General features: G+C 63.1%; 11 protein-coding genes. 7 read left to right on the top strand and 4 right to left on the bottom strand.

The window, feature by feature from the left end; translation table 11 throughout:
- Nucleotides 1–49 precede the first annotated feature (49 nt).
- The 4 genes from araD1 (at nt 50) to AC3WWH_RS17060 (ending at nt 5164) form a co-directional block, all read left to right on the top strand.
- On the top strand, nt 50–1045 hold the full coding sequence (gene araD1 / locus AC3WWH_RS17075) for an AraD1 family protein (RefSeq protein WP_058320823.1): 996 nt from the start codon (nt 50–52) through the stop codon (nt 1043–1045).
- 66 nt (nt 1046–1111) lie between these two features.
- Nucleotides 1112–2545 (top strand): aldehyde dehydrogenase family protein, encoded by a 1434-nt coding sequence (locus AC3WWH_RS17070; RefSeq protein ID WP_492377120.1) that lies wholly within the window; start codon nt 1112–1114, stop codon nt 2543–2545.
- A gap of 53 nt (nt 2546–2598) precedes the next feature.
- Nucleotides 2599–4344 (top strand): L-arabinonate dehydratase, encoded by a 1746-nt coding sequence (gene araD / locus AC3WWH_RS17065; RefSeq protein WP_057252945.1) that lies wholly within the window; start codon nt 2599–2601, stop codon nt 4342–4344.
- A 232-nt stretch (nt 4345–4576) separates the two neighbouring features.
- On the top strand, nt 4577–5164 hold the full coding sequence (locus AC3WWH_RS17060; protein ID WP_113399041.1) for a hypothetical protein: 588 nt from the start codon (nt 4577–4579) through the stop codon (nt 5162–5164).
- Nucleotides 5165–5267: 103 nt separating this feature from the next.
- Here the strand turns inward: AC3WWH_RS17060 and AC3WWH_RS17055 are convergent, their stop codons facing one another.
- The 4 genes from AC3WWH_RS17055 to AC3WWH_RS17040 form a co-directional block, all read right to left on the bottom strand.
- Entirely contained in the window at nt 5268–6101 is an 834-nt protein-coding gene (locus AC3WWH_RS17055) for a transglutaminase family protein (RefSeq protein ID WP_057252949.1), read from the bottom strand.
- A 15-nt stretch (nt 6102–6116) separates the two neighbouring features.
- Nucleotides 6117–7055 carry an alpha-E domain-containing protein gene (locus AC3WWH_RS17050; RefSeq protein WP_057252951.1) on the bottom strand — a complete coding sequence of 313 codons (939 nt, stop codon included), beginning with the start codon at nt 7053–7055 and terminating at the stop codon, nt 6117–6119.
- A gap of 4 nt (nt 7056–7059) precedes the next feature.
- Nucleotides 7060–8454, bottom strand: a complete 1395-nt coding sequence (locus AC3WWH_RS17045) for a circularly permuted type 2 ATP-grasp protein (protein ID WP_058326564.1) — start codon at nt 8452–8454, stop codon at nt 7060–7062.
- A gap of 235 nt (nt 8455–8689) precedes the next feature.
- A complete protein-coding gene (locus AC3WWH_RS17040) occupies nt 8690–9775 on the bottom strand; it encodes a YeiH family protein (protein WP_192494802.1) in 1086 nt (361 codons plus the stop codon).
- Between the two features lie 81 nt (nt 9776–9856).
- Between AC3WWH_RS17040 and AC3WWH_RS17035 the strand changes: the two genes are divergently transcribed.
- The 3 genes from AC3WWH_RS17035 to AC3WWH_RS17025 all read left to right on the top strand — a co-directional run bounded on the left by AC3WWH_RS17035 (nt 9857) and on the right by AC3WWH_RS17025 (nt 12324).
- The gene (locus tag AC3WWH_RS17035; RefSeq protein WP_057252955.1) at nt 9857–10726 is read left to right on the top strand and encodes a LysR family transcriptional regulator; all 870 of its coding nucleotides are present in this window, start codon (nt 9857–9859) and stop codon (nt 10724–10726) included.
- An 80-nt stretch (nt 10727–10806) separates the two neighbouring features.
- The gene (locus AC3WWH_RS17030; protein WP_057252957.1) at nt 10807–11262 is read left to right on the top strand and encodes a GyrI-like domain-containing protein; all 456 of its coding nucleotides are present in this window, start codon (nt 10807–10809) and stop codon (nt 11260–11262) included.
- A 183-nt stretch (nt 11263–11445) separates the two neighbouring features.
- Nucleotides 11446–12324: a DMT family transporter gene (locus AC3WWH_RS17025; protein WP_058321187.1), complete on the top strand. Its 879-nt coding sequence runs from the start codon at nt 11446–11448 to the stop codon at nt 12322–12324.
- Nucleotides 12325–12353: the final 29 nt, after the last annotated feature.

Raw genomic sequence — 12353 nt, 5'->3', positions numbered from 1 at the left:
TTGAAAGGGCGAGGACCGCGACCCGAACGACGACAGGAAGGACAGGATCGTGCTGATTTCGCAGATCAGGAACGAAGACGGATCGATAACGGTTGCGGTGCGTTTGCCCGGTGAAACCGCGCATGCGGTCAATGGTGCTGCAAGCGTCTACGCTCTGGCGATGGAGGCGGCCAATGCCGGGCGCAGCCTGAAGGAGACGATCGAGACCAAGGGTCTTGGCGCCGCCGTCGACCTCGACAGGGCCTATGCGGAGGGACGTTTCCTGCCGCCGATCACCCATCCGGATCCGGCGCACCTGCACCTGACCGGCACGGGCCTCACCCATCTTGGTTCGGCCGCAACCCGCGACGCCATGCACAAGAAGACGAGCGAGGCGGCCGAGGAAACCCTGACGGACTCGATGAAGATGTTCCGCATGGGGCTCGAAGGCGGCAAGCCGAAGGCCGGCGAGACCGGCGCGCAGCCGGAGTGGTTCTACAAGGGCAACGGCACCTCAGCCGTGGCGCCAGGTTCGGCACTCGTTTCGCCAGCCTTTGCTGGGGATGGCGGCGAGGAGCCGGAAATGGCCGGCATCTACGTGATCTCCGACACGGGCGTTCCGTTCCGTATTGGTTTCGCCGTCGCCAACGAGTTTTCCGACCACAAGACCGAGCGGGTCAACTATCTCTGGCTGGCGCACTCGAAGCTGCGCCAGGCGAGCTTCGGCCCGGAAATCCGCATCGGGGTCGCCCCCGAGGACATCCGCGGCATGTCTCGCATCCTGCGCGGCGGCAAAGTGCTTTGGGAAAAGCCGTTTCTTTCGGGCGAAGCCAACATGTCGCACAGCTTTGCCAATCTTGAGCACCATCATTTCAAGTACGGCCTGTTCCGCCAGCCGGGCGATATTCATGTTCACATGTTCGGTACGGCGACGCTGTCCTTCGGCGACGGCATCCGCACCGAAGGAGGCGACGTGTTCGAGATCGAGGCTGATGGTTTCGGCCTTCCGCTCCGCAACACGCTAGCGATCGCTGCGGAAGAACAGGTCGCCATTCGCCAGCTCTGACACATCTCCTAAGCGCACCGTTCGCGAGGGACGGTCAGGCGCGTTTATGAAGGAGGCTCGAAGCCTATGACATTGCACCAGAACCTGATTGCCGGCGAGTGGGTCGGCGGTGACGGGGTTGCCAACATCAACCCTTCCGACACCAATGACGTTGTGGGCGAATATGCCCGTGCGTCTGCCGACGATGCCCGCGCCGCGATCGCCGCTGCCAAGGCTGCGTTCCCGACCTGGTCGCGCTCCGGCATCCTCGAGCGCCACGCGATCCTGAGGAAGACCGCCGACGAGATCCTTGCCCGCAAGGACGAGCTCGGAAGGCTGTTGTCGCGCGAGGAAGGCAAGACGCTTGTCGAAGGCATCGGCGAGACGGTGCGTGCCGGCCAGATCTTCGACTTCTTCGCCGGCGAATGCCTGCGACTGGCGGGCGAAGTTCTGCCGTCGGCGCGACCCAATATCGGCGTCGAGATCACCCGCGAGCCGGTCGGCGTCGTCGGCATCATCACGCCGTGGAACTTCCCGATCGCCATTCCCGCCTGGAAGATCGCGCCGGCGCTTTGCTACGGCAACACCGTCGTCTTCAAGCCGGCCGAACTGGTGCCCGGCAGCTCCTGGGCGATCGTCGACATCCTCCATCGCGCCGGCCTGCCGAAGGGTGTGTTGAACCTCGTGATGGGCAAGGGCTCGGTCGTCGGCCAGGCGATGCTCGACAGCCCCGATATCCACGCCATCACCTTCACCGGCTCGACCGGCACCGGCAAACGGGTGGCGCTCGCCTCCGTCGAGCACAATCGCAAATACCAGCTGGAGATGGGCGGCAAGAACCCCTTCGTCGTGCTCGACGATGCCGATCTGTCGGTGGCGGTCGAGGCGGCGGTCAATTCCGCCTTCTTCTCCACCGGCCAGCGCTGCACCGCCTCGTCGCGCATCATCGTCACCGAGGGCATCCACGATCGCTTCGTGGCCGCAATGGGCGAACGGATCAAGGGGCTGACGATCGACGACGCGCTGAAGGCCGGCACCCATATCGGCCCGGTGGTCGATGAGAGCCAGCTCAACCAGGACATCGACTACATCGCCATCGGCAAACAGGAGGGCGCCAAACTCGCCTTCGGTGGCGAGCTGCTGAAGCGCGACACGCCCGGCTTCTACCTGCAGCCGGCGCTGTTCACCGAGGCGACGAACGCGATGCGGATTTCGCGGGAAGAGATCTTCGGGCCGGTGGCGTCCGTCATCCGCGTCCGCGATTACGACGAGGCGCTCACGGTGGCCAACGACACCCCCTTCGGCCTGTCCTCGGGCATCGCCACCACCAGCCTCAAGCATGCGACCCATTTCAAGCGCAATGCCGAGGCCGGCATGGTGATGGTCAACCTGCCGACGGCCGGCGTCGATTTCCACGTGCCGTTCGGCGGCCGCAAGGGCTCGTCCCATGGCTCGCGCGAGCAGGGCCGCTACGCCGCCGAGTTCTACACAACCGTCAAGACGGCCTACACGCTCGCTTAACGGGCGCCGTCACAGGCCCGCATGACTGCGCGGGCCGCCTAAGGAAGGATAAGATGAAGAAGAAAGCTGAATGGCCGCGCAAGCTGCGTTCGCAGGATTGGTTCGGCGGCACCGGCAAGAATGCCATCATGCACCGCTCCTGGATGAAGAACCAGGGTCTGCCGGCCGATACGTTCGATGGACGGCCGATCATCGGCATCTGTAACACCTGGTCGGAGCTGACGCCGTGTAACGCGCATCTGCGTGATCTCGCCGAGCGGGTGAAGCGTGGCGTCTATGAGGCCGGCGGTTTCCCGGTGGAGTTTCCGGTCTTCTCCGTCGGAGAGAGCACGCTACGTCCGACCGCGATGATGTTCCGCAACCTTGCAGCGATGGACGTCGAAGAGGCGATCCGCGGCAATCCGGTCGATGGCGTCGTGCTGCTCGGCGGCTGCGACAAGACCACGCCGAGCCTGCTGATGGGGGCTGCCAGCGTCGATATCCCGGTTATTCTCGTCTCCGGCGGCCCGATGCTGAACGGCAAATGGCGCGGCAAGGATGTCGGCTCCGGTACGGCGATCTGGCAGTTCTCCGAGATGGTGAAGTCCGGCGAGATGTCGCTGGCAGAATTCATGGACGCCGAGCAGGGCATGGCCCGTTCGGCCGGAAGCTGCATGACCATGGGCACGGCTTCCACCATGGCCTCGATGGCCGAAGCGCTCGGCATGACGCTGCCCGGCAACGCGGCCATTCCTGCCGTCGACGCACGCCGTCGAGTGATCTCCCAGCTCTCCGGCCGCCGCATCGTCGACATGGTGAAGGAGGACCTGAAGCCGTCCGACATTCTGACGAAGGAAGCCTTTGAGAATGCCATCCGCGTCAACGGCGCCGTCGGCGGCTCGACCAACGCCGTGCTGCACCTCCTGGCGCTTGCCGGCCGCATCGGCGTCGATCTCAGCCTCGATGACTGGGATCGCCTCGGCCGCGACGTCCCGACGATCGTCAACCTCCAGCCGTCGGGCAAATACCTGATGGAGGAGTTCTACTACGCCGGCGGTCTCCCGGTCGTGATCAAGGCGGTCGGCGAAATGGGTCTCCTGCACAAGGATGCCTTGACCGTGACCGGCGACACGATCTGGAACGACGTCAAGGACGTCACCAACTACAATGACGACGTCATCGTGCCGCGCGAAAAGGCCTTGACGCAGTCGGGCGGCATCGCTGTTCTGCGTGGCAACCTGGCACCGAAGGGCTGCGTGTTGAAGCCATCGGCCGCTTCGCCGCATCTGATGCAGCACAAGGGCCGCGCGGTCGTCTTCGAGAGCATCGAGGACTATCACGCCCGCATCAACCGCGACGATCTCGACATCGACGAGACCTGCGTGATGGTGCTGAAATATTGTGGCCCGAAGGGTTATCCGGGCATGGCCGAGGTCGGCAATATGGGCCTGCCGCCGAAGGTGCTGAAGAAGGGCATCACCGACATGATCCGCATTTCGGACGCGCGTATGTCCGGCACGGCCTATGGCACGGTCATCCTGCACACGGCACCGGAAGCGGCCGATGGTGGCCCGCTGGCGCTGGTCGAGAACGGCGACATGATCGCCGTCGACGTGCCGGCCCGCACCATTCACCTCGACATTTCGGACGAGGAACTCGCCCGTCGTCGTGCGGCCTGGGTGTCGCCGGTCAAGCCGCTTGCCGGCGGCTATGGCGGTCTCTACGTCAAGACGGTCATGCAGGCCGATACGGGGGCGGATCTCGACTTCCTCGTCGGCCCGCGCGGCTCGGAAATCCCGATGAACCGCGACAGCCACTGACTTTTCTGTTTGCTGGCGTGCAATGCCGCACCGCTCGTCGGTGCGGCATTTCCATTCGCGCTCCGGCCAGTCGTTTCAAAAAGAAGCGCAATCTTTGCACGTCTTCGGTTTGTATTATCTACAACCTCCGAAACGTTTGGCTTCCGGTAGAGTCAGCGCAACCAGACTTGATCTTCCGACGTCTCCTCTAGCCTGGGTCATTCCGGCCCTACGCTTGAGAAGGAGGACGATCATGCGGAAGAATGTGCTTGCGTTGTCGCTGGGTCTTCTTGCGACGGTGGCGTTATCCGCGCCGGCATTTGGCCAAAGCGCGGAGCGCGATGGTCTCGGTGTCGGGCTGTCCGTCGGCGCAGCGAACGGGCTGAACACCAGTGTGGGGCTCGGAGGATCGGACGGCGTGAATGCCGACGTCGACGCGTCGCTGGGCGGTGCCAACGGCGTCAACGCCGCCGCCAATGCCACGGTCGGCGGTTCGCGCGGCGTCAACGCCGATGCGCAGGCGAGCGTCGGTGGCAGCAATGGCATCAACGCGGATGCCGATATCGGTCTCGGTGACAACGGGCTCAACTCTTCCGTTGACGCCAGTGTTGGTGGCCGACGTGGCCTGACTGCCGGCCTCGACGTCAATACCGGCGGTGGCGGTGCAGGTGTTGGTTCCGGTGGCGCAGTTTCTCCAGGCGCCCCGCTCACAGCGTTCAACAAGCTGTCGAGCGCCGAACGGGTCAAGCTCATCAAGCGTTGCCGCGACGTGGTCAGTGGCGGCTATGACGGCGGACTGGTTTCGCTCTGCCGCATCCTGCAGGCGAGCGCCTCGCGCTAGAAATACAAACGACCGGGCGGGTGTCTGCGGCTTTCATGCCGGGAGATCCAGCTTTCGATAGGGCGTCGATGGCGCCCCATCGAAGAGGTTACTGGCGCAGAGGCTACTGGCTTTGTGACTGGCTCTGACTCTGGCTTTGCTGCTTTTGCTCGACGGTGACCGAAACTTTCAGCGTCTCCTTGGCCTCCCCATGGATCAGGCCGGAGATCGGCGCGGCGTCGCGGTAGCAGAGGCCGGAAGCAATGCGAACGTAGCGATCGTCGGGGCAGATCTTGTTGGCGGCGTCGAAGCCGACCCAGCCGAGCCCGTTCAGATGCACTTCGGCCCAAGCGTGGCTTGCCGTCTGATCCGGCTGGCCTTCCATCATCAGATAGCCCGAGATGTAGCGCGCCGGCAGGTCGAGCGAGCGCGCCGCTGCGATCAGGATGTGGGCGTGGTCCTGGCAGACGCCGCTGCCGCTTTCGAGCGCATCCTCGGCCGTCGTCTCCGCGTGGGTCTCGCCGGGCTTGTATTCCACCGCCTTGTAGATTGTCTCCATCAGCGCATGCATGCGGGCAAGGTCGGTGTCGCCTTCGGCGGATTTTGCGAGTTCGCGGATCAGCTTGCCGGCCTTGGTCAAAGGCGTTTCGCGGGCATAGAGCCAGAGCGGTACGTAGGACTGGTGCGGCCCGAAGACGCCGGCGCGGTCCTCCGTATGGACCTCGCCGGAGGCGGTGATGCGGATCGCGTCGCGGTCGCCGTCGACGCTGACGAGATGAACCCGGTTGCCGAAGTGGTCGTCGTAGCTCACTTCGATTGCCGCGCCATCGACAAGGGTATCCCAGCCGAGAACGGTCTGGCCGGCCTGGGTCAGTGGCGTCAACCGCAGGCGCTGCAGCGCGTATTGCACGGGTTCGTCATAGTGGTATTCGGTCGTGTGGCTGATCTTCAGGTGCATGCCATCCTCCCGAACTCAGTTGAACCGGTAACCGTCGGAGATTTCCTGTCCCAGACGGTTGTTGTGGCTGATGAAGTCTTCGAGATATTCGTGCAAGCCCACATCCATGATGTCCTTGATCGACTGGCTGCGCAGCGACGCGAGCGTGCGGTCGGCCGTGTCGTGGGCGGCGTGGCGCTCGCCATATTCTCGTTCGAGGTAACCGAGATTACTGGCGATCTTCTCGTAGCAATAGGCAAGTGAGCGCGGCATGCGGCCGTTGGAAATCAGGAAGTCGGCGATGTTGGCGGGGCGGAGCTCGGCATCATAGACCCAGCCATAGGCGCGGTGGGCCGAGACCGAGCGCAGGATCGATTCCCACTGAACATTGTCCATCGACGAGCCGACGGCGGCGACTGCCGGCAGGAGCACGTAGTATTTCACGTCGAGGATGCGGGCGGTGTTGTCGGCTCGCTCGATGAAAGTGCCGATGCGCGAGAAGTTGAAGATCTCGTTCCGGAGCATCGTGCCGTGGAAGGCACCACGGATGAGGCCGGCGCGGCGCTTGATCGTATCGATGATCTCGGGCATGTCGGTCGGACGGGCCTTCCTGGAGAGGATCGTCTTCATTTCGAGGTAGCATTCGTTCGTCGCTTCCCAAGTCTCGCGCGTCAGCGCCGTGCGGACCATGCGCGCATTGTGGCGTCCCGCCTCGATGCACGACATCACGCTCGACGGATTGGCGCGGTCGCGCAAAAGGAAATCGATCGCGTCGATGCTCGTCAGCGTCTCGTGCACTTCGTCGTAGAGTTCGCGCACGCCCGCACTTTGCAGCACGCCGTCCCAGTCGCCCTCCGTCGCTTCGCTGCGGGTCAGCGCCATGCGCAGACCGGCATCGATCAGTCGGGCGCTGTTTTCGGCGCGTTCGATGTAGCGGAACATCCAGTAGAGACCGTTTGCAGTTCTTCCCAACATGGTCTCAGTCCTCCAGTACCCAGGTGTCCTTGGTCCCGCCACCCTGGCTGGAGTTCACGACGAGCGAACCAGCCTTGAGTGCCACGCGCGTCAGGCCGCCGGGAATGATCTGCACCTTGTCGGAGACGAGGACATAGGGGCGAAGGTCGACGTGCCGGGGCGCGATACCCTTGTTGACGAGGATCGGCACGGTGGAAAGCGAAAGCGTCGGCTGGGCGATGTAGTTGGTCGGGCGGCTCTTCAGCTTTTCGGCAAAGAAGGCGCGCTCCTTCTTGCTGGCGGTCGGGCCGACCAGCATGCCGTAACCGCCGGATCCGTGCACCTCCTTGACCACCAGCTCTTCCAGATGTTCGAGCACGTATTTCAGGCTCTGTGGCTCGGAACAGCGCCAGGTCGGCACGTTTTCAAGCAGTGGCTTGCGGCCAGTATAGAACTCGACGATCTCGGGCATATAGGAATAGATCGCCTTGTCGTCGGAAATCCCGGTGCCGGGCGCATTGGCAATTGTGATGTTGCCGGCGCGGTAGACATCCATGATGCCGGGAATGCCAAGCGCCGAATCCGGACGGAAGGTGAGCGGATCGAGGAAGTCGTCGTCGACGCGGCGGTAAAGCACGTCGATCGCCTCGTAGCCGCGGGTGGTGCGCATCTTCACCTTGCCGTCGATGACGCGCAGATCCGAACCCTCGACCAGTTCGACGCCCATCATGTCGGCGAGGAAGGCATGTTCATAGTAGGCGGAGTTGTAGATACCGGGCGTGAGCACGGCGACGCGCGGCTTGCCGCTGCAGCCGGGGGGTGCCAGCGACGCCAGGCTCTGGCGCAAGAGATTCGGGTAGTTCTCCACCGGGCGCACGCGGTTCTGATGGAAGAGTTCGGGGAACATCTGCATCATCGTCTCCCGGTTTTCCAGCATGTAGCTGACACCGGATGGCGTGCGCGCATTGTCCTCGAGCACGTAGAACTGATCTTCACCTGTTCTCACGATGTCGGTGCCGACGATATGGGTGTAGACGCCGCCCGGCGGCCTGAAGCCGATCATCTGCGGCAGGAAGGCGACGTTCTTCTCGATCAGCTCTCGCGGCACGCGTCCGGCGCGGATGATTTCCTGCTTGTGGTAGATGTCGTCGAGAAAGGCGTTGAGCGCGATGACCCGCTGTTCGATGCCTTGGGCGAGCTTGCGCCATTCGCGGCCGGAAATGATGCGGGGGATGAGGTCGAAGGGGATGAGCTTTTCGGATGAGTCTGCGTGTCCGTAGACCGCGAAGGTGATGCCGGTTTTCCGGAATATGTTCTCGGCTTCCCTGGATTTGGCTATGAGCCGATTTTTGTCCTGGCTGGCATACCATTCATGATAGGTCGAATATGGCTGGCGCGGACTGCTGTCCGCATTCATCATTTCGTCAAATGCCAAAGGCGTGGTCCCCTTATTTTTGACCATTTGAGTACAACGCTGGTTGCAATGCAAGAAGCGTGCTCAGTCGCCGGAAAAGAAAATTGGCATCGATCCTCTCGCCCATTCACGGGGAAAACTGCCCAACAACCCGGCAGCGGGATCCGGCCGCCGAAAGGTGTGGCGGCCGAGCGGCTGCAAAATATGCATATGCTCTAAATTTGGGCGCCGGTTTTCGGTGCTAGCCGAGGCCAAGGCAAGCGATCGCGAGCGCTGACAGGATGCAGAGCACGAGAAGCGAGAGCAGGGCAGCGGCACTGGCGCGCGGGCCGGCATTGGCGAGCGTGCGGACGTCGACCTCGAGACCGAGAGCGGCCATGGCGATGACGGTCAGCCAGGTGGAGACCTTCACGGCGCCTGTCGCGACCGGGTCGGGGACTACGCCGCTATTGCGGGCAATGGCGACGACCAGGAAACCGAGGATGAACCAGGGGACGAAGTGCGCGACCGTGGCGAGACGCGATCCCACTGTGCGGCGTTCGCCCGGCGCGGCTTCAGGTTCAGTATCGCGGCCGCCGATCAGCGAGAAACAGAAGACGACGGGGCCGAGCATCAGCACGCGCACGAGCTTGACGAGCGTGCCGACCTGAACCGAGAGCGAACTGAAAGGGCTGGCAGCGGCGAGAACCTGCGGCACGGCATAGACGGTCATGCCGGCAAAGACACCGTAGCCCTGTGGCGTCATGCCGAGCCAGCCGCCGACGAAGGGCAGAGACAGGACGACGGCGATGCCGAGAATGGCGGTAAAGGAGATGGCGGCGGCAACCTCTTCGCCGCGGGCGCCGATTGCCGGAGCGACGGCGGCAATCGCCGAATTGCCGCAGATGGCGTTGCCGCAGGCGATCAAGGTCGCGAGCCGCTTCGGCAGGCCGAGTAGACGGGCGATCAGGTAACCGGTGGCGATCGACATGACAACCATGGCGACGACGGTGACAAGCAGGGTCGGCCCGCTTTCGGCGATCGCGTCGAAGCTCAGCATGGCGCCGATCAGGACGATTGCGGTCTCCAGTAGAACCTTGGCGGAGAAATGGATGCCGGAGAGGAAGCGGGCGCTGGGCGTCCAGATCGTGCGGACGGTGGCGCCAAGCAGAATGGCAAGAACGAGGGCCTCCAGCCATGCGCGACCTGTCCAGCGCCACTCGATCAATTCAAGGCCGATGGCCGCGAGCGCGACGAGGCAGCAGAGGAAAAGGCCCGGAAGAATGCAGGTCAGGCGGGAGGAGGCGGAGCAAAATGCGGAGCGAAATGTGGGATGCGATCTGGACATGGCGGGCAACCTACGCCGATCCATGAATCAGTCTAACGGATTATTCTTGTCATTCTGATCGATTTTTGCGATTGATTTGCCATGACACTCGATCAGCTTAGAATCTTCGTCGCGGTCGCCGAGCGGCTGCACATGACGAAAGCCGCCGAGGCGATGAACGTCACCCAGTCGGCCGCGAGTGCCGCGATCGCCGCGCTTGAAACCCAGCACGACGTGCGGTTGTTCGATCGTGTCGGCCGCGGTCTTACGCTGACCGATGCCGGCAAGGTCTTCCTGCCGGAGGCAAAAGCGGTTCTCGCCCGGGCGGCCGCGGCCACCGCCTGCCTCAACGATCTATCCCAGCTTCGCCGCGGCGAACTGTCGATCGCCGCCAGCCAGACGGTTGCGAGCTACTGGCTGCCGGCGCGTTTGGCGCGCTTCACCCACGAATATCCGCAGGTCGACGTGAAACTCACCGTGCGCAACACCGCCGTCGTTGCCGAGGCGGTAGAGGAGGGGACAGTGCAGCTCGGCTTCGTCGAAGGGCGGGTCGATGGTGCCAAGCTCGACCACCGCCGCGTCGCGGTCGATCGCATTGCGGTCTATGCTTCGCCCGCGCATCCGCTTGTTGGCGCCCCGGTCAATCTGGAGATGCTGCTTGCAGCGCGCTGGGTGCTGCGTGAAGAGGGCTCCGGCACGCGGGCAATGTTCCTGCAATCGATGGGGGATCATGGAGCGGAGCTTGACGGGTTGAAGATCGAGCTCGAGTTGCCCTCGAACGAAGCGGTGCTGACGGCGGTCGAAAGCGGTCCCTTCGTCACGGCCGTTTCCCGGCTTGCCGCCCAGCCCTTCGTTGATAGCGGCCGGCTGGTCGAGTTGCCGTTTGAACTGGCGGAGCGCAATTTCGAACTCTTGACCCATCGCGAGAGGCAGTTCAGCCACGCGGCCCGCGCCTTCGTGGAACTGCTTTGAGGCAAATTCCGTTCTACTCCTGCGATTGGCCTTCGTGTGACAGGCCAAAAATTGCAGGACCTTCGTTTGATGAGGTGGTCATGGCGTTCGAAATCGTTGAAAGACCGGCCCAGCGCATAGCCGGCTCGTTTTGGGAAGGTACCTTTGGCGAGGCGGCCGAAGGGGCCGTGCGCCGACTGATCGCCGAGATGCAGGGGCACCACCAACACCTTCATCCCGGGGACCATGCAGCTCTCGTCGGTATTTCCTGGAACGATCGCCCTGACGGCTTCCGCTATCTTGTCGGTTATGTCGCCGACAAGGCCGAGACCTCGGTTCACCCTGGACACGTCGACCTGCCGGCCATGCGTTTCGTCACCGCCTTGCATCATCCGGAAAGCGGCGACGCCTTTGCTCATTACCAGAAAATGTTCGATTGGATGGCGGCCGAAGGACATGCGGCCGATACCGCCTTGCTGCACTATCGCGAGGAGTACGAGCCCGGCTTCGTTTCGCTGTCGCTTTCCTCGCTCCGGCTGATGGTTCCGATTGGCTGATGCTTGCCATCAGAAAAATTGCTTTGACCATCAGTGTGGTCGCGTCTACTTGCCTCAATGCCTAAATCGCAATGATTAGGCTCGAAATCATCCGGTAGATCAGAGTATTCAGCGACTTGAGGCCGCCTTCCGTTGAGCGGGCTGTACGCCGCCGCTCTGCCGCCGTTATCCGATAGGCCCATCATGCTCGCCCGCCTGGCTCCCGCCATCTTCGTTCTGCTCTGGTCGACCGGCTGGGTCGTCGCGAAATATGCGGCTGCCTACGCGGATCCGCTGACCTTTCTGGTTTTGCGTTACACGCTGGCGATCGCGCTCTTCATCCTGTTTTGCATCGTCACCGGCGCCCGGTGGCCAAAGTCCTGGTCGGTGGCCGGCCATGCCGTGGTGTCAGGCATGTTTTTGCACGGGCTCTATCTCGGCGCCGTCTGGTGGGCGATCGGTGAGGGTGTTCCCGCCGGTATCTCCGGCATCATTGCCGGCCTGCAGCCGTTGATGACTGCCGTCGCGGCGGCCTTCGTGATCGACGAAAAGCTGACGACCCAACAGAAGCTCGGACTGGTGCTCGGTTTCTTCGGCATTGCGCTAGCCGTGCTGCCGAAGGTGCTGGCGATAGATACCGGCGCGACGCCGATCCACCTCCTGCCTGTCATCGTCAACGTGCTCGGCATGGCCGCCGTCACCTATGGCACGCTCTATCAGAAGCGCCATCTCCAGAGCGGCGACATCCGCAGCATCGCAGCACTGCAATATCTCGGCGCGCTGATCGTGACGATCCCGCTGGCGCTGCTGCTGGAAGATCTGCACGTCACCTGGAACCTCCAGGTCGTGCTCGCACTCGCCTGGTCGGTCCTAGGGCTTTCGATGGGGGCGATTGCGCTGCTGCTCTATCTCATCCGCCGCGGCCAGGTGTCCCGCGCGGCGTCTCTGATCTATCTGGTTCCGCCGCTTGCCGCAGTGCAGGCGTGGCTCTTCTTCGGCGAAGCGCTGACGCTGCCGATGGTCATCGGAACGGTGATCGCCGTCGCGGGCGTTTATCTTACCAACCGCAAGCAGCGGGCATAAAAAACGGCGGGTCGCTTAGGCCCGCCGTT

Source organism: Ensifer sp. EB106-03-01-XG145, assembly GCF_058792075.1.
The sequence above is the reverse complement of the archived record's forward strand: the minus strand, read 5'-3'. Positions and strand labels throughout refer to the sequence as shown.